Origin of the sequence: Tepidiphilus succinatimandens (assembly GCF_006503695.1) — a bacterium.
Classification (GTDB): Bacteria; Pseudomonadota; Gammaproteobacteria; order Burkholderiales; family Rhodocyclaceae; genus Tepidiphilus; species Tepidiphilus succinatimandens.
On record NZ_SBIK01000009.1, the window covers coordinates 1 to 17,284 of the forward strand.

The 17,284-nt window shown below is 65.8% G+C and carries 15 protein-coding genes; 6 read left to right on the plus strand and 9 right to left on the minus strand.

Annotated features, from left to right (window positions below; genetic code table 11):
- Window positions 1-93: 93 nt before the first annotated feature.
- Window positions 94-2,052, minus strand: coding sequence for a putative bifunctional diguanylate cyclase/phosphodiesterase (locus tag EPD82_RS06635; RefSeq protein ID WP_170210801.1), 1,959 nt, complete (start codon window positions 2,050-2,052; stop codon window positions 94-96).
- Window positions 2,049-2,813, minus strand: a complete 765-nt coding sequence (locus EPD82_RS06640) for an oxygen-binding di-iron domain-containing protein (RefSeq protein ID WP_055422790.1) — start codon at window positions 2,811-2,813, stop codon at window positions 2,049-2,051. Before EPD82_RS06640 ends, EPD82_RS06635 begins: the two co-directional genes overlap by 4 nt.
- Window positions 2,814-2,951: 138 nt before the next feature.
- Here EPD82_RS06640 and EPD82_RS06645 point away from each other — a divergent pair, with 138 nt between their 5' ends.
- The gene (locus tag EPD82_RS06645) at window positions 2,952-3,746 is read left to right on the plus strand and encodes a thymidylate synthase (RefSeq protein ID WP_141056192.1); all 795 of its coding nucleotides are present in this window, start codon (window positions 2,952-2,954) and stop codon (window positions 3,744-3,746) included.
- A complete protein-coding gene (locus EPD82_RS06650; RefSeq protein WP_141056193.1) occupies window positions 3,743-4,237 on the plus strand; it encodes a dihydrofolate reductase in 495 nt (164 codons plus the stop codon). The genes EPD82_RS06645 and EPD82_RS06650 overlap by 4 nt, the downstream gene beginning before the upstream one ends.
- Here EPD82_RS06650 and EPD82_RS06655 read toward each other — a convergent pair.
- The 5 genes from EPD82_RS06655 to apbC form a co-directional block, all read right to left on the minus strand.
- Entirely contained in the window at window positions 4,234-6,330 is a 2,097-nt protein-coding gene (locus EPD82_RS06655) for a putative bifunctional diguanylate cyclase/phosphodiesterase (protein ID WP_206202225.1), read from the minus strand. The two genes, EPD82_RS06650 and EPD82_RS06655, sit on opposite strands and share 4 nt — an antisense overlap.
- A 10-nt stretch (window positions 6,331-6,340) precedes the next feature.
- A complete protein-coding gene (locus EPD82_RS06660) occupies window positions 6,341-7,660 on the minus strand; it encodes an ABC transporter substrate-binding protein (protein WP_141056194.1) in 1,320 nt (439 codons plus the stop codon).
- A 53-nt stretch (window positions 7,661-7,713) separates the two neighbouring features.
- Window positions 7,714-9,948, minus strand: a complete 2,235-nt coding sequence (locus tag EPD82_RS06665; RefSeq protein ID WP_141056195.1) for an arginine/lysine/ornithine decarboxylase — start codon at window positions 9,946-9,948, stop codon at window positions 7,714-7,716.
- 52 nt (window positions 9,949-10,000) lie between these two features.
- Window positions 10,001-10,567: a dCTP deaminase gene (gene dcd / locus EPD82_RS06670; RefSeq protein WP_028874211.1), complete on the minus strand. Its 567-nt coding sequence runs from the start codon at window positions 10,565-10,567 to the stop codon at window positions 10,001-10,003.
- An 85-nt stretch (window positions 10,568-10,652) separates the two neighbouring features.
- Window positions 10,653-11,741, minus strand: a complete 1,089-nt coding sequence (gene apbC / locus EPD82_RS06675; protein ID WP_141056196.1) for an iron-sulfur cluster carrier protein ApbC — start codon at window positions 11,739-11,741, stop codon at window positions 10,653-10,655.
- 111 nt (window positions 11,742-11,852) lie between these two features.
- Between apbC and EPD82_RS06680 the strand changes: the two genes are divergently transcribed.
- The 3 genes from EPD82_RS06680 to EPD82_RS06690 are packed head-to-tail and all read left to right on the plus strand — an operon-like array spanning window position 11,853 to window position 14,807.
- A complete protein-coding gene (locus EPD82_RS06680; RefSeq protein WP_141056197.1) occupies window positions 11,853-12,698 on the plus strand; it encodes a squalene/phytoene synthase family protein in 846 nt (281 codons plus the stop codon).
- Window positions 12,695-13,870 (plus strand): FAD-dependent oxidoreductase, encoded by a 1,176-nt coding sequence (locus EPD82_RS06685; RefSeq protein WP_141056198.1) that lies wholly within the window; start codon window positions 12,695-12,697, stop codon window positions 13,868-13,870. The genes EPD82_RS06680 and EPD82_RS06685 overlap by 4 nt, the downstream gene beginning before the upstream one ends.
- A 28-nt stretch (window positions 13,871-13,898) precedes the next feature.
- Window positions 13,899-14,807: a DMT family transporter gene (locus tag EPD82_RS06690; protein ID WP_170210802.1), complete on the plus strand. Its 909-nt coding sequence runs from the start codon at window positions 13,899-13,901 to the stop codon at window positions 14,805-14,807.
- Here the strand turns inward: EPD82_RS06690 and EPD82_RS06695 are convergent.
- Window positions 14,801-15,499 carry an ABC transporter ATP-binding protein gene (locus tag EPD82_RS06695; protein WP_055422800.1) on the minus strand — a complete coding sequence of 233 codons (699 nt, stop codon included), beginning with the start codon at window positions 15,497-15,499 and terminating at the stop codon, window positions 14,801-14,803. The genes EPD82_RS06690 and EPD82_RS06695 overlap by 7 nt on opposite strands.
- On the opposite strand from EPD82_RS06695, the gene EPD82_RS06700 reads away from it, so the two are divergent.
- Window positions 15,498-16,184 carry an arylesterase gene (locus EPD82_RS06700; RefSeq protein ID WP_141056200.1) on the plus strand — a complete coding sequence of 229 codons (687 nt, stop codon included), beginning with the start codon at window positions 15,498-15,500 and terminating at the stop codon, window positions 16,182-16,184. The two genes, EPD82_RS06695 and EPD82_RS06700, sit on opposite strands and share 2 nt — an antisense overlap.
- A gap of 13 nt (window positions 16,185-16,197) precedes the next feature.
- Here EPD82_RS06700 and selD read toward each other — a convergent pair whose 3' ends face one another.
- Entirely contained in the window at window positions 16,198-17,280 is a 1,083-nt protein-coding gene (gene selD / locus EPD82_RS06705) for a selenide, water dikinase SelD (RefSeq protein WP_141056201.1), read from the minus strand.
- Window positions 17,281-17,284: the final 4 nt, after the last annotated feature.

Below are 17,284 nucleotides of genomic sequence, written 5' to 3' on the forward strand. Positions count from 1 at the left end.
GTGCAGTCGAACCATCATGACTTTTGCCTCCGTAGTTCCTCGATCAGCTCACGCATCGTCTCGCGACCTATGAATAATGCACGACGTCGCGGATCAATGCAATCGTCCGGGACCTGACACGAAGTCGAATTCCAGTTCGCGCAGGTAGTGGAAGGAGTTGTAGCCACTGCCGAAATCGTCGAGAGCGAAACGAAATCCTTTCTTGCGCAGCGTCGTGAGGAAACGGCGGATCTTCTCCATGTCGGAAATGGCATCGCGCTCCAGCAGCTCGAAGACGATGCGATGAGGGTCGATCTCCCACTGATAACAAAGGCGGGAGGCAAAGGTCAGTACGTTGCGGTTCTGGATCTCCTGCACCGAGAGATTGAGAAAGAGCAGCGGGGCCGAATCGTTTGCCGTCGGCGGCAGACGGCGCAGGGCATCGAGCGCGGCAGAGATCATGCGACGGTCGAGCTCCCGGCCCATGCCGTACTTTTCGATGGCGTCGATGAAGCGGGCGGCGGAGACGATCTCGCCATCGTCGGCGATCAGCCGCGCGAGCACCTCGTAGGCGACGACCCGGCCACTTCCCGTTTCGATGATGGGCTGGAAATAGGGGACGATGCGCCCCTTGCGTAAAGCGGCGCGCACGACCTCCGCTTCCTGGCGACGGTGCTGGGCGATGCGCTGCACTTCCTCGCCGCGGTCGATGTCGCTGTAGTGAAAGACGCCGTCCTTGCCCCGTTTCTTCGCTTCATAGGCGGCGAAGTCGAGCCGGGTCATCAGATCGTTTTGATTGGCTCCGTCGGCGGGATAGGTGACGATGCCGATCGAGGCGGTGAGATGGAATTCAAGCTGGGAAGCGTGGACGGGATGCTCGCGCAGACGGTCACGGATGGTACGGGCAAGGCGTTTGGCTTCCTCTTTGCCCGTCTCCGGCAAGAGGATGACGAATTCGTCGCCTCCGATGCGGCAGACAAGATCGCCCGGCCGCACACAGGTCTTGAGGTGACTTGCGACCTGGCACAAGGCTTCGTCGCCCACGGGATGGCCGAAGGTGTCGTTGACGTCCTTGAAATCGTCGAGATCGACCATCAGCAGAGAGAATTCGTGCTGGTGGCGCTCGCTGCGCGTGATCTCGTACTGCAGCATGGAGAGAAAATGCCGCCGGTTGTAGAGGTTGGTGAGGGGGTCGTGCAGCGAATAGTATTCGAGCTCGGCGAGCGACTGCCCCAACGCGCGGCTGGAGCCGACCACGATGACGACGATCGCCAGAAGCGAGCGGATCACCGCCTCTTCCTGCGGCGAGAGCTTCTCATGCACGCCGAAGGCCGCCCCGAGGATGCCGGCGAGCTTGGTGTGCCGCTCCGGCACCCGCTCGGTGATCAACATCATCGATTCGACCGGCTTCGCCTCGGCGGGTTGGGTCGTGAGGAAATGCTCTTCGATGTCAAACGCCGCATCGGGAGGCTGACCCAGGGAAGCGAGGACGTGCTGCGAGACGCGATGCAAGAGCTGCTCTCGCATGGCCGATTCCAGCGCCGCAGGGTGGAAGACCTTGAGCGTCAGCCCGTGCTTCTCGGCAAAAGCGACGAAGAACGCATCGAACGGAAAGATCTGGTAAAAATCGGTGAGGATCTCCTTGAGGAACTCCATCCATTGGGAGATGCGCTCATAGGAAAAGATGATGCGTTCGAGCACGGCGCGCTGCCGGTCGATGAGCTCCTTCTCCACCAGGGTCTGGGTGAGTTCGGCGCTGGCTGCTTCAAAGTGGTGCAGCAAGGAGACGATGGCCTCGGTCTGGGCCCGCCCATCCTGGTCGAGGAGCTCGTGGAGCAGACCGACCATACGGTCGAGGCGGGCAAGCTGGGAGCGGGGAGATTCCGCCTCGGCCGTTCCTTCGGCCGGCGGATGCTCGAGCGTCGCCGCCAGACGGCGATGGGCGCGCTCGAGTGCAGCCGCCATGGCCGAAAACCCGAGACGGAAACGGGTCTCATGCTCGAGGATACCGGTGATCGCTCGCAGGCTATCGCGCCGCAGACGCAAGAGATCGGGGGGAATGAAACGGTTCATCGCCGAAACACTCCCCCGGGCTGCAGGAGATCGACGCCGCATTCGAGCCCCTCGAGCCAGCCGAGGAACTGGCCAACGGCAGCGCCGCGATAGACCGGCCCGTGCTGTGGCGCCAGCAGCTCGACCGGCCGCTCGCCCAAGGTTTCCCTCCACGCTTTGATGGCGCGGTTGCTCGCCATGTAGCGGCGATGGAACCCCTCGATGCGGGGCAGATGCGGCGCCAGATCCTCGATGAAGGTCTGCGTCTCGGCACCGCTCAGTTCCGAAGCCCCCACGTCGCCGGAAAAGAGGATCTTCGCCCGCGGATCGTAGACCTGGAAGTTGCCCTCGGAATGCAGGAAGTGCGCCGGAATCAGGTCGAGAACGGCGGAGGTTCCAAGATCGATCTGGGCGCCGGTATCGGGGATGGCGACGATACGATCGGTGTTCGGAAGGCCATAATGAGGGATGAAACGCGTCCACAGGCGCGAGATGAGCACGGTGGCGCGCGTGAGTTCGAGCCAGGAGGCAAGGCCGCCCACGATGTCCGGGTCCTGGTGCGACAAGACGATGTAGCGGATCTGCTCCGGCTCGCAGTAGGCGAGCATGGCATCGAGCACGTCGGGCATCACCCCGAAGCCGCCGGGATCGAGCAGGACGCCGAACTCCTGATGCAGGATGAGGAACTGGTTGGAGTGGATGCCGCCCTCATCGAGCTCCTCGCTTTCGTTGAGCAGCACGCACAGATGGGCATCGTCCCGGTAGAGCTCTACGTTGTGCATGGATGTTCCGTTCCTGAAAAGGGGCATGCCGACGCAGGAAAGAATAACACCGACTCACCCGAGGATAAACCCTGACGGCGGTGTTGCCGCCGCGCAGCTGCGCTAGAATAAGGGTCGATTTTTTCCTCCGACACGGCAATGCGACCCTACCTCGACCTCCTGCGGCACATCCTGGAGCACGGCACCCGCAAGGCGGACCGCACCGGAACCGGCACCCTGTCGGTCTTCGGCTGGCAGATGCGCTTCGATCTGCGCCAAGGCTTTCCGCTGCTCACCACCAAGAAACTGCACGTCAAATCGATCATCCACGAACTGCTGTGGTTTCTGCGCGGCGACACCAACGTGGCGTACCTGCGCGAGCACGGCGTGACGATCTGGGACGAGTGGGCCGACGAGCGCGGCGAGCTCGGGCCGGTCTATGGCAAGCAATGGCGGCGCTGGGAGGCGCCGGATGGGCGTCGCATCGACCAGATCGCCCGCCTCGTCGAGGGGCTGAAGACGAATCCGGATTCGCGCCGCCACCTGGTCGTGGCCTGGAATCCGGCCGAGGTGGACCAGATGGCGCTGCCGCCGTGCCACGTGCTCTTCCAGTTCTACGTCGCCGAGGGCAAACTCTCCTGCCAGCTCTATCAGCGCAGCGCCGACGTCTTTCTCGGCGTGCCGTTCAACATCGCCTCCTACGCGCTGCTCACCCTGATGGTGGCCCAGGTCTGCGGCTATGAGGCGCACGAGTTCATCTGGACGGGGGGAGATTGCCATCTCTACCTCAACCACCTGGAGCAGGCCCGGCTGCAGCTTGGCCGCGAGCCGCGGCCGCTACCCAAGATGAAGCTCAACCCGGAAGTGACCGATCTCTTCGCTTTCCGCTACGAAGACTTCACGCTGGAGGGCTACGAGCCGCATCCGCACATCCCCGCGCCGGTGGCCGTATGAGCGAGTGGGTGATCGTCGCCGCAGTGGCGCGAAATGGCGTGATCGGTCGCGGCGGGGCGCTGCCCTGGCGGCTGAAATCCGACTTGCGGCACTTCCGCCGCCTCACCACCGGGCACGCGGTGCTCATGGGGCGCAAGACCTGGGAATCGCTCGGCCGGCCGCTGCCCCATCGCCGCAACGTGGTGGTGAGCCACGATCCCTCTTTCACGGCCCCCGGCGCGGAAGTCTATCCCTCGCTCGAAGCCGCGCGGGCGGCGCTCGAGGCTGAGCCGGTGGTCTTCGTGATCGGCGGAGCGCAGATCTATCGCCAGACACTGCCGTTTGCCGATCGCCTGGTGATCACAGAAGTGGACGCCGAGCCTCAGGGGGATGCGTTCTTCCCTGAATGGGACCGGAGGCGCTTCGCCGAAGTCGGCCGCGAACGCCCCGAGGCGGATCCTGACGACGAATACCCTTACCAGATCGTCACCTACCGCCACAGCGACGCTTAGCGCCCCGAATCCGTCGGTAGTCCAATTTCCCGCTGGACGAGAAGGAACCCGCGCAAGGTCTCCTCGAAACGCTCGATCGGCACGGGTCGCGCGAAATAATAACCCTGGTAGGCGGGGCATCCTAGCTCGGCCAGGAACTTCCATTGCTCGGGCGTCTCCACCCCCTCGGCGATCACCTCCAGCCCCAGGCTGTGGGCGAGCGCCACGATGGTGCGTGCGATGGCCGCATCGTTGGAGTCGGTGAGCACGTCGCGCACGAAGGACTGATCGATCTTCAACTCGTCGAGCGGCAGGCGCTTGAGGTAGGTGAGCGAGGAATACCCCGTGCCGAAGTCGTCCAGGGCGAAGCCAATGCCTTTCTGTTTGAGAAGACGCATCTTCTCGATGACGCCAGCAATGTCGGAGGCCAAGGTGCTCTCGGTGAGCTCCAGTTTGAGGCGGCGCGGATCCGCACCGCTCTTTTCGACCACCTCCAGCACCTGATCGACGAAATCCGGCTGATAGATCTGGCGGGCGCTGACGTTGACCGAGAGGGTCAGCTGGGCCGTCTCCGGCGTGCTTGCCCAAGAAACCAGCTGCCGGCAGGCCGTCTCCAGCACCCAGCGCCCGAGAGGGACGATGAGGCCGGTTTCCTCGGCGAGCGGAATGAACTCGGCCGGCGAGATCATGCCGCGCTCGGGATGCGGCCAGCGGATGAGCGCCTCGGCGCCCACGGCCTGATGGGGGCCACGCACCTGCAGCTGGTAATACAGGACGAACTGGCCGGCCTCGATCGCCTGCTCCAGATCCCGCTCGAGCTCGGCGCGGTGACGCACGGCGCGCGCCATCTCTTCATCGAAGAAACACAAGCGGTTACGGCCGCTGGCCTTTGCGTGGTACATCGCCAGTTCGGCGCGCTTGAGGAGCTCGTCGAGCCCGACCTGCGCCCCGTGAAACAGGGCGGCGCCGCAGCTGGCGGTGGTGCGCATCTGCGCGTGTCCGATGCGACAGGGTTGAACGAGCAAGGTGCGCAAGCGTTCGAAGAGCGCCTCGATGCGGCCTCTGGCCTCGGCTTCGTCCTCGTCGAGCCCGGTAAGGACGACGAGGAACTCATCGCCACCGGCACGCGCGACTTGCGCTTCGCCTCCCAATCCATCGCGCAAACGCTCGGCCACCTCGCGCAACAGCTCGTCGCCGGCTTCGTGGCCCAAGGTCTCGTTGAGCGTTTTGAAGTCGTCGAGATCGAAGAGCAGCAGCGCCCCATGACTTCCGCCATCGTTGCTCAGAACCTCCCGGAGGTATTCGAGAATGGCTACTCGGTTCGGCAAGCCGGTGAGCTGGTCATAGAAAGCGAGCTGGCGGATACGCGCCTGCGCCTGCTTCTGTTCGGCGATGGTGGCGGCGAGCTTTTCCGTCATCGAATTGATGCCCTGCTGCAAGTCGCCCAATTCGTCGGTGGCGGTGATGGAGATGCGCATCTCCAGGGCTCCGTCCTCGATCTGCTTGAGCGCGCGCAGGGTATGCTGCACCCGGCGCGTGATGAGGCGGTGCGCCAGGAAGACGATGGCAAACGACGTGAAGAGGAGGAAGGCCAGAGACAGCGCTGCGCCCCAGGCAATCACCTCACGGGTGGCGGCACGCAGCTCGGCGGTGTCGAAGGTGAGCACCACGGTATAGAGAGGAGCGGAGGACTCCGGCCCTCGCACGTGCAAGACGGCGGTGAGCCGTTCGGGCGCGAAGAATGCTTCGAACCCTGACCGTACGGAGGCATTCAACCAGGAAGGGTCGAATCCCGGCACTTCATCGGCTTTTTTTCCCAACAGCAGGGGGTCACTTGCGACGATCACCCGGCCGCTGCCGCCGAAGACGAATCCTCCCTGGTAGCCGAGGCCGATGAGGTCGGACATCAGCGCTGGCGTGGACACCGCGTTGAGCGGCAGGTTTTCTTCCCGCAGCATGCGGCCGACGCGCTGCAGCTGCGTCTCGATGCGCCGCTCCATCAGGGTGCGCGAGCGGTCGAGATACACGGCCGTGAGCGCGCCGAAGGCGAGCGCCTCGATCGCCAGGACCAGCCAGGCGATGCGGGCGATGAGACCGAAGCGGGGACGGCGCATGCCTGGCCTCTCAAGGCGTATAGGAAGGAGTTTCCTCGAAGGATTCGAGGCGGGTGGCGTCTTCCCCCTCGTAGCGTGCCTCCTCGGGGCTCAGGTGCCCGAGGATTTTGATGCCGGCAGCGGGGTTGGCGGGATCATGGCGCCAGGTGGCGGTATAGACGGATTGCTGCAGGTGATGGCTTGCCGGATCCATGTAGGCGTCGTCGTGCTGCATGCGCTCGCGCGCGCTCCAGCGCATCGTCTCGAGCGTGCGGATCACGGCATGGTTGTGCGTCGTACCGGCGCGTTCGATCGCCTGCAGCAGCGCCCGCATGGCCAGATAGGCGGCGTGCGTCACGTCGCCGGGATAATCGAGCACCGTGTTGCCGTAGCGCTGCCGGTAGCGTGCCACGAACTCGGCCGTGCCGGGCGTGTCGAGGTTCCACGCCCAGGTGGTGCCGAAGAGCGGCCGCGGCGTACCGGGCGCCGGATAGAGTTCTTCCCAATCGACCTCCCCCACCACCCACGACTGCCGCTCGAAGAGCGCGGGGTCGATCTGGGCGAAGAGCCGGATCTGGTTGTTGCCGCTCAGGTTCACGGCGACGACGTCGATGTCCATGGCGGCGATGCGCGTGGCAAGCCCCGCCGGATCGGGCAGCGAGACGGGCACGACGACCTCCTCGACCACGCTGCCACCGTAGCGCTCGATGTAGCCGCGCGAGGCCGCCGCGTTGCTGTGCCCCCAGACGTTGTCCTCTGTGAGCAGGATGGCGCGCTTGCGCGGATGCCGATCGAGGGCGTATTTCAGGAGCGCCTTGTTGAAGTTGGCTCCGTTGGCGTCGAACACGAACTTGGTGCGATGTGCGTTCTCCACCGCCTCCGAGGGCGAGGAGGAGTTGGTGTTGATGAAGATCACGCCGTATTTCTGACATACCGCCGACATGGCAGCGGCCACGCCCGAGTCGATCGCCCCGACCATGAAGGCGATGTGGTTCTGCGTGATGAGCGCCTCGGCGATCTCGGCCGCCTTCGCTGGATCAGTGGTGGCGTTGCGTGTGAGCAGAACCAGGTCTCGCCCCAGGATTTTGCCGCCGAAATCCTCGATCGCCATCTCCACGCCGCGCCGGTCGGCCTCGGCGTGTAGGGCGAAACGGCCCGTGGTGGGCATCACGTGGGCGATGAGCAGCGGCGGCAGGGTCTGGGCGAAGGAGATGCTACTCAGGAAAAGGAAGGGTAGAAAGCAGGCCCCTGCCTTGCGCCAAGAACAAGAAGAGCGGAAATGCCCCAGGCGCAGCAGGCAAAAGACGAAAAACCTCGCCGCCGCTGGCAGATACCTTCCGAAACGCTGCATGTCGCCCCCCTTTGTCGTCGCTAGCGTGTACGGCGGCGCGCCGCGTTCAGCCGCTACGAACGCACGCAGTCGACATGATAGTTCCCTTCAGAGTCCTTGACCAGACCATGGATATCGGTCTCGAAACCGGGAAAGCGCCGGTTGAAGTCGCGGGCGAACTGGAGATAGCGCACGATGGTGGCGTTGAAGCGCTCGCCGGGGATCAGCAACGGAATACCGGGAGGATAAGGCGTGACGAGCATGGCGGTGATCCGGCCTTCGAGCTCGTCGATGGGGACGCGGTCGATCTTGCGGTGCGCCATCATGGCGAAGGCGTCGGACGGGCGCATCGCCGGCACCATCTCGGAGGTGTACATCTCGGTGGTGAGCCTAGCCACGTCGTGCGCCTTGTAGAAGGCGTGGATGCGCTGGCACAGGTCGCGCAGCCCCCAGTCCTCGTACTGCGGGTGTTTGGCGACGAATTCGGGCATCACCCGCCACAGCTTGCGGTTGCCGTCGTAGTCGTCCTTGAACTGCTGCAGCTCGGTGACCATGGTATTCCAGCGGCCCTTGGTGATGCCGATGGTAAACATGATAAAAAAAGAATAAAGGCCCGTTTTCTCGACCACGATGCCGTGCTCGGCAAGGTAACGCGTCACCACGCCGGCCGGAATGCCCCATTCGTCGAATTCGCCTTCGACGTCCAGCCCCGGGGTAATGATGGTGGCCTTGATCGGATCGAGGATGTTGAACCCTTCGGCCACGGCGCCGAAGCCGTGCCAGCGGTCGTTGGGGCGCAGCAGCCAGTCTTCGCGCTGGCCCACCCCTTCTTCGGCGAGGTAATCCGGACCCCAGACCTTGAACCACCAATCCCCGAGTTCGGCTTCCACGTCGCGCATGGCGCGGCGGAATTCCGCCGCTTCCATGAGGGATTCCTCCACGAGCGCCGTGCCGCCGGGCGGCTCCATCATGGCGGCAGCGATGTCGCACGAGGCGATGATGGCGTACTGGGGCGAGGTGGAGGAGTGCATGAGGTAGGATTCGTTGAACACGTCGCGGTCGAGCTTGCGCGTGCGCGATTCCTGCACCAGGATCTGCGAGGCTTGGGACAAACCCGCGAGCAGCTTGTGCGTCGATTGAGTGGAAAAGATGAGCGAGTGCTCGCAACGCGGGCGATCCTCGCCGATGGCGTGATAGTCGCCATAGAAATCGTGGAAGGCGGCGTGCGGCAGCCAGGCTTCGTCGAAGTGCAGCGTGTCGATGTAGCCGTCGAGCTTCTGCTTGATGGTCTCGACGTTGTAGGCAATGCCGTCGTAGGTCGACTGCGTGATCGTCAGGATGCGCGGCGTGCGGCTGTTGGCCTGATCGATGAAGGGGTGCGCATCGATCTTGGCCTGGATCGAGGCCGGTTCGAACTCTTCGAGCGGAATCGGGCCGATGATGCCGTAGTGGTTGCGCGTGGGCGGCAGGAAGACGGGAATCGCCCCTGTCATGATGATGGCGTGGAGGATCGACTTGTGGCAGTTGCGGTCGACCACCACGATGTCGTTGGGCGCCACCGTGGAGTGCCACACCATCTTGTTCGAGGTGGAGGTGCCGTTGGTGACGAAATAAAGGTGGTCGCAGTGGAAGATGCGCGCGGCGTTGCGCTCGGAGGCCGCCACCGGTCCGGTGTGATCGAGCAACTGCCCGAGTTCCTCGACGGCGTTGCAGACGTCGGCGCGCAACAGGTTCTCGCCGAAGAACTGGTGGAACATCTGTCCCACCGGGCTCTTCAAGAAAGCCACCCCCCCCGAGTGCCCAGGGCAGTGCCAGGAGTAGGAGCCGTCGGCGGCGTAATGGGTGAGCGCGCGGAAGAAGGGCGGCGGCAGGCTCTCCAGGTAATTGCGCGCCTCGCGCACGACATAGCGGGCGATGAACTCGGGCGTGTCCTCGAACATGTGGATGAAGCCGTGCATCTCGCGCAGCACGTCGTTGGGGATATGGCGGCTGGTGCGCGTCTCGCCATAGAGGAAAATGGGGATGTCGTGGTTGCGAAAGCGCACGGCGCGCACGAAGCCGCGCAGCCGGGCGATGGCGCGTGCGGCATCTTCCGGCGCCTGGAATTCCTCGTCGTCGATCGACAGCAGGAACGCGGAGGCGCGGCTCTGCTGCTGGGCGAACGAGGAGAAATCGGCAATGCTGGTCACGCCGAGCACTTCCATGCCTTCGGCTTCGATCGCCTTGGCCAGCACCCGGATGCCCAGGCCGCTCGCATTCTCGGAGCGGAAGTCTTCGTCGATGATGACAATAGGGAAATGGAAGCGCATGGGACCCGCCCTCGCAGCAAGAAACGGCATGGATCGAAGACCGGGAGGCGACTCAGAGACGCGGCAACGTCACGCCACGCTGGCCGAGATATTTGCCGCCGCGGTCGCGGTAGGAGGTTTCACAGACTTCGTCGGACTCGAAGAAGATCATCTGCGCCACGCCTTCGTTGGCGTAGATTTTTGCTGGCAGCGGCGTGGTGTTGGAAAATTCCAGCGTCACGTAGCCTTCCCATTCCGGTTCGAGCGGCGTGACATTGACGATGATGCCGCAGCGCGCGTAGGTGCTCTTGCCCAGGCAGACGGTAAGGACGTTCCTGGGAATGCGGAAGTATTCCACCGTACGGGCGAGCGCAAAGGAGTTGGGCGGGATGATGCAGACTTCGCCCTTGAAATCGACGAAACTGCGCTCGTCGAAGGCCTTGGGGTCGACGATGGTGGAATTGATATTGGTGAAGATCTTGAATTCGTCGGCGCAGCGCACGTCGTAGCCGTAGCTGGAAGTGCCGTAGGAGACGATCTTGCCGCGCTCGGTCTGGCGCACGAGCTCGGGCGCGAAGGGTTCGATCATGCCATGCTCTTGCGCCATGCGCCGTATCCAGCGATCCGATTTGATGCTCATCGTACTCCCGTTCGTGGCCTGGGTCGAAAACGGCGCGACCGGCAACCCTGCGCGCCCAGAATTGCCGCGAAGTGTACGCCAAAACTCAGCGGTTTTGCACCACGACGGTAGGGAATTTGTGGCTGAGATCGCGCGGCGCGCGCGCGAGCGCCAGCGCCACACGGCGGGCGATGTCGCGGTAGCGGGCGGCGAGGGGCCCTTCCGGTTCGGCCACGACGGTGGGCGTTCCCGAGTCGGTTTCCTCACGGATGCGGATGTCGAGCGGCAGCGCTCCCAGGAAAGGCAGGCCGTATTCCTGGGCCATCTTCTCGCCGCCGCCGCTGCCGAAAATGGGCTCGGCATGACCGCAGTTCGAGCAGACGTGGATGCTCATGTTCTCGACGAGCCCGAGGACCGGGACATTGACCTTCTGGAACATCTTCACCGCCTTGCGCGCGTCGAGCAGCGCGATGTCCTGCGGGGTGGTGACGATGAGCGCGCCGGTGAGCGGCGCCTTCTGCGACAGGGTGAGCTGGATGTCGCCCGTGCCCGGCGGCAGGTCGACGACGAGATAGTCGAGCTCGTGCCAGTTCGTCTGGGTGAGCAGCTGCAGCAGCGCCTGGGAGGCCATGGGCCCGCGCCAGATCATGGGCGTTTCGGGATCGACGAGAAAGCCGATGGAATTGACCTGCAGGCCGTGGGCCATGAGCGGTTCCATGCTCTTGCCGTCGGTCGATTCCGGCGGCTGATGCCCCAGACCCAGCATCTGGGGAATCGAGGGACCGTAGATGTCGGCATCGAGCACGCCCACGCGCGCCCCTTCGGCCAGAAGCGCCAAGGCGAGGTTCACCGCCGTGGTGCTCTTGCCTACCCCGCCCTTGCCGGAAGCCACCGCGATCACGTTGGCCACGCCGGGCAGGGGCTGGGTGCCGGGCGGGATCTTGTGGATCTCGATGCGGGAGAGAAGCTCGACCTGCACCGACTCCACCCCGGGCAGCCGGCTGAGCGCCTGCGTCACCGCCTCGCGTACCGCCTCGCCCATCGTCGCCACGGGGTAATCCAGAGCAAGCCGCACGCGCACCGTGCCGCCTTCGGTCTCTAGCCCCGCGATCGCCCTTTTACCCAAGGAGGTTCCAAGGTTGGGATCGGTCAGGGCTGCGAGGGCGTCGCGGATCGCATCAGGGGAAAGGCTCATCTCGGGACTCCAACAGGGTTCGGGTATCATTGCTGCGGGTTTGCCCCGATCTTACTGCAAAGCGCAGGATGGCAAACCCGCCGCCCTTCAGGGTTTCCGTCAGGTCCGAGGATGAGTCCAGACATCGACCATTGCCGCGAGCGTCTCGAGCGCCGTCCCGATGCCCGCTACTACAGCCTTCTGCTGCTGCGTGGCCCGAGGCAGGAGGCGCTCTTCGTGCTCTATGCGCTCATCGACGCGCTGGAAGACGCCGTGCGTTCCTGCCGCGAGCCTGAAGTAGCGCTCACCACCCTTTCCTGGTGGGCGAACGAAGTCGCAGCCGCCTTCTCTGGAACGCCGACCCACCCCATTACGCGGGCGTTGCGCCTCGTGCTGGCGGATCTCCCCTGGGAACGGGCTTTCTTCGACGAACTGGTGCTCGCGGCGCGTCTGCGGGCGGCGACGATGCGCTGCGCTTCCAGCGCCGAGCTGCAGCAATTGACCTATCGCCTGGGGGCGGTGCCGGCGCTGCTGACGGTGCGCGCCCTGGGGGGCTTGGAGCGTGAGGCCCAGCAGGCGGCGCAGGAATTGGGCATGGGGCTCGCGCTTGCCGAGCTGCTGCTGGGCGTTGGGGCGGACGCACGCACCGGGCTCATCCTATTGCCGGTGGATCAGCTGCAGCGCCACGGCGTGCCCGCCGCGCAGATCCTCGAAGGGCGCTGGAGCGAAGCCTTCGCGGCGCTGATGCGGGCCCAGGCCGAGCGGGTGCGGCACCACTTCCGGGCCGCCGACGAGGCGGCCACCGCCCAGATGCGCCAGGCGCTGCGTCCCCTGATGGCGCGCCGCACGGTGACCGAAGCCCTGCTGGCCGAAGCCGAGGGGCTCGACTATCGGCTGCTCGATCGTCGCCTCGAACTGCCGCCGCTGCGGCAGCTGTGGCTGACCTGGCGCGGCTGGCGGAGGAAACCCGGCCGATGAGGGTGGCGGTCGTCGGCGCCGGGGTGGCGGGGTTGGTGTGCGCCCTGCGGCTGGCGGAAGCCGGAGTCCGGGTGGCGGTGTTCGAGCGCTCGCCAAGGCTGGGCACGGGCATCTCCTGTCTGAGCGCGGAAATTTTGCCCCTGTGGGGGGCGAGCCCACACCTTTTTGCCTGCGCCCGCCGCCTGGGCCTGTCGCCGCGCCACCTGAAAACGTCGACGCCAGGATGGACGGTGGTGGGTGCCGGATCGCTCACCCTGCGCACGCGCTGGAGCGGTCTGGAAGTATGGGGCGAGCCGGAAGGAACGCTCTCTAGCAGGGAACGACGCGCGACCAGCCGCGCCTTGCGGCGGCTGCTGCGCGCCGGCCGGCATGGCGGGAGCGCCCTACCCGACCTACCGCTCGCCCAGACGGCATTGCCGTGGGGCGACGAAGCGGCGCTGCACCTCTTGTGGCGCCCCCTGTGCCGCCTTCTGTGCCTTGCTCCGGCCGAAGAGACCCCTCTGCCCCGCTTCGCCCGTCTTCTCGCCGCCGCGCTGGGCGCACGGGCGCACCGCCAGTGGTTCCGCCTGCCGGATTCCTTCGTCGAATGGTTTGCCGTGCCGCTTGCCCGCGCGCTGGGGCGACGCGGCGGCGAGGTGGCGATCGCCGCGCCGGTGCAGTCCCTGGAGCCGGCGGAAGGCGGATGGCGCCTGCCGCAGACCGACGTCCGCCATTTCGATCACGTCGTGCTCGCCGTTCCGCCCCGGGACGCAGCGTCCCTGCTCCGGGGAATCGCCGGGCTCGAAGCGCTGGTCGCACGGCTTTCGAATTGGCCGGAGATCCGGCTCTGGAGCGCGATCGCCCCCCATACCACGCACGGATGGTGCTTCACCCCCGAAGCCGATGCCTGGCAAGCGCCGGCGGGCGGTGGCCGCACCGCATTGGCCTGTCTCGCCCCCCCCGGGCCGGAGCGGCTCCTCCCTTTGGGCGAAGAAGCGCTCGCGGCGCCATGGTGCGACGAGCGCTTTCCGTTGCCTGCACCTTCTCCCCCGCCCCTGCACCCTTTCCCTGGCCTTTGGCTCGCCGGTGGCTGGATGGCGCCGGAACCGACCCTGCCGGGGGCGGAATCGGCGGCGGCCAGCGGCTGGCGCACGGCCGGGGCGATCCTGCGTCCGGCAACGGCGGCAGGATAGAATCGGGTTTTCGGTTCCGGATTCCTCCATGCCGCGTTTCTCCCGCGACCACTTCCTGCTCCTGCTCGTCGCCGCCATCTGGGGTAGCACCTTCGTCGCGCAGCGCCAGGCAATGGCGACGATGGAGCCTTTCGCCTTCAACGCCGCCCGTTTCGCCCTGGCAGCGGTGGCGCTGCTGCCGCTGTGGTGGGCCCTCGAGCGCCAGCGCCGTGGAGTCTCTCTGAAGCGCTGGCTACGCGCCTCGATCGTGACGGGGACGCTGCTCTTCGCGGGATTCGCCTTCCAGCAGATCGGCCTGACCGAGACGACCGCCGCCAATGCCGCTTTCATTACGGCGAGCTACATCGTCTTCGTTCCTTTGCTCGGATGGCTGCGCGGCGTGCGACCGCCGGCAGCCTTCTGGCCCGGCCTGGCCGCCTGCGTCGCCGGCCTCTACTTTCTGTCGGTGCAGGGGAATCTGGAGGTGCATCGCGGCGACCTCCTCGAGCTCGTCGGCGCGATCTTCTGGTCGGCGCACGTGATCGCCCTGAGCCATTACGGGCGGCACTTGCCGACCGTCGGATTCTCTGCCGGCCAGTTCGCCGTGGCCGCCGTGCTCTCGGGCCTATGCACCCTGCTGTGGGAACAACCGAAGCTGGAGTCGCTCGCCCATACCTGGCTGCCGCTGCTGTGGGCCGGAGTGCTCTCGAGCGCCGTGGCCTTCACCTTGCAGATCCAGGCGCTGCGCACGGTGCGACCCATGCACGCCGTGCTGATCCTCTCGCTCGAGAGCGTCTTCGCCGCGCTGGCAGGCGCCCTGTGGTTGGGCGAGACGATGACTCCGCGCCAGTGGCTCGGAGCGGCGATCCTCCTTGCCGGCATCCTCTGGGCCCAGACGAGGGAACGGGGCCGGGAAGCGGCGGAGCTCACGCGCGCCGAAGCGCACACCCCTCACTGAACGAGTCGCCCCGCATGCATCTTCAAGATACGGTCGCAGCGCCTGGCCAGCGAGACATCGTGCGTGACGAGCACGAGCGTGGTGCCTTCGCGCTCCCGCAAGGCAAACATCAGCTCGATCACCGCCTCGCCGGTGGCGGTGTCGAGGTTGCCGGTAGGCTCGTCGGCCAGGATCACCTTGGGCGAAGTGACGAAAGCGCGCGCCAGCGCCACGCGCTGCTGCTCGCCGCCGGAGAGCGTACGGGGATAATGGTGCAAGCGGTGGGACAATCCCACCCGTTCGAGCCACTGACGGGCCCGCTCCGCGGCCGCGGGCACGCCGTTCAACTCCAGCGGGAGCATGACGTTTTCCAGGGCGGAGAGGGTGGGCAAAAGCTGGAAATTCTGGAAGACGAAACCGATCGTGCGGCCGCGCAGGGCCGCGCGTCCATCTTCGTCCAGAGCAAAGAGCGGCGTTCCATCCAGAAGCACCGCCCCCTCGCTGGGGATATCCAAGCCGGCGAGCAAACCGAGCAAGGTCGATTTCCCCGAGCCGGAGGCCCCGACGATGGCCACCGCTTCGCCCTGCAAAACGGCAAGATCGATTTGGTCGAGGATCACGAGCGGCTCCTCGCCGCGGCGTAAAACGACCTTGCGCAGTTTCTCGGCGCACAATATGGGGGTGACGTTTTTTCCCGGAGTCTCATTGCCCATGTCGATCCTTTCTCCGCGCTTCCACCCAAAGGGTGGTCGATTCATTCCCGCGTTGCTCTTCCTCGCGTTTGCCCTGCTCGCAACGGCTTTACCGGCCAGCGCAGCCACGATTCTCGTCTTCGGCGACAGTCTCTCTGCGGGCTATGGGCTACCGCCGCAAAGCGGCTGGCCCTACCTGCTGCAGCGCCAGCTCGATGCGCTCGAACCTGGAGCACACCGCGTCATCGACGCCAGCGTCTCGGGGGAGACCACGGCCGGGGGAGCCTCCCGCCTGCCGAGGCTGCTCGAACGGCACCGACCCGATGTCGTCGTGCTCGCCCTGGGCGCCAACGATGGCCTGCGCGGCCTGCCGCCGAAAGCGATGGAGACCAATCTCGAGCGCATGATCCTCATGGCCAAACAGTCCGGCTGCGAAGTCGTGCTCGTGGGCATGAGACTGCCCCCCAATCTGGGGCCCGATTACACTGCCGAGTTCGATGCGGTCTATCCGCGCCTCGCAGCCCGTTACCCCGTGCATTTCGTCCCCTTCCTGCTCGAAGCGATCGCGCTCGACCCTGATGCGTTCCAGGAAGACGGGCTGCACCCGGTGCTGGAGGCCGTGCCCAAGCTGTCCCAGACGGTGTGGCCGGCGATCGCCTCGGCGCTGGAGGCGGTGCGCAAACGCAGCGCCGCCTCCGGGCGTTGAAACACGCATGCATTCAGCGCAGCACGACCCGCGGCAGGGGCGACTCGACGATCTCGCCGATCTTCCAGCCGCCCAGCGCCTGGTGCGCCCGGATCTCGGCCATCACCCCTTCGGCCGCTTCTGGCGCGCAGGCGATCAAGAGCCCCCCGCTCGTTTGTGGGTCCGTGAGCAGGGTGCGCCACAGCGCCGCCTCCACTTCGTCTTCAGTGAGCGCCGACAGATCGACCTCCTCGCCGTAACTCGCCCAGTTGCGCTTGGAGGCCCCGGTGGCCACGCCCTCTTCGGCATATCGCCGCGCACTGGCGAGCACGGGGATCGCCTCCCGGTCGAGCACCGCCGCCACGCCGCTCGCACGGCAGACTTCCAGGAGGTGCCCCGCCAGGCCGAAGCCGGTGACGTCGGTCATGGCGTGCACCGCTTCGCGACTGGCGAGCGCCTGCCCGGCGCGGTTCAAGGTCATCGTCCACAGCCGCATCTCGGCGTATTCACTGCCGGAGAGCCGACCCTGCTTGAGCGCCGCCGAGAGGATGCCGATGCCAAGCGGCTTGCTGAGAATGAGGACGTCGCCCGGGCGCGCTCCGCCGTTCGTCTTCACCTGCTCGGGATGCACCACGCCCAATGCCACCAAGCCGTAGATCGGTTCGACCGTGTCGATCGAATGCCCTCCGGCGAGCGGAATGCCCGCCTCACGGCACACGCCCGCGCCGCCCTCCAGGATGCGGGTGATCGCCTCCTCGGGCAGCTTGCCGACCGGCATGCCGACGAGGGCCAGCGCCAAAATCGGCCGCCCGCCCATGGCATAGACGTCGGAGAGCGCATTGGTGGCGGCGATGCGGCCGAAATCGTAGGGGTCGTCGACCACGGGGGTGAAGAAATCGGTGGTGGCGACGATCGCCAAATCCTCGCGCAGGCGGTAGACTGCCGCATCGTCGCTCGCCTCGGTACCCACGAGCAGCTCCGGCGGACACAACCCGGGAGGCAGCGAACCGAGCAGGCGCTGCAGCACCGCCGGCGCGATCTTGCAGCCGCAACCGCCGCCGTGGGCCCATTCGGTGAGCCGGATGCCGTGCGCCGAAGTGCTTGTTCCTCGTTCCATATAT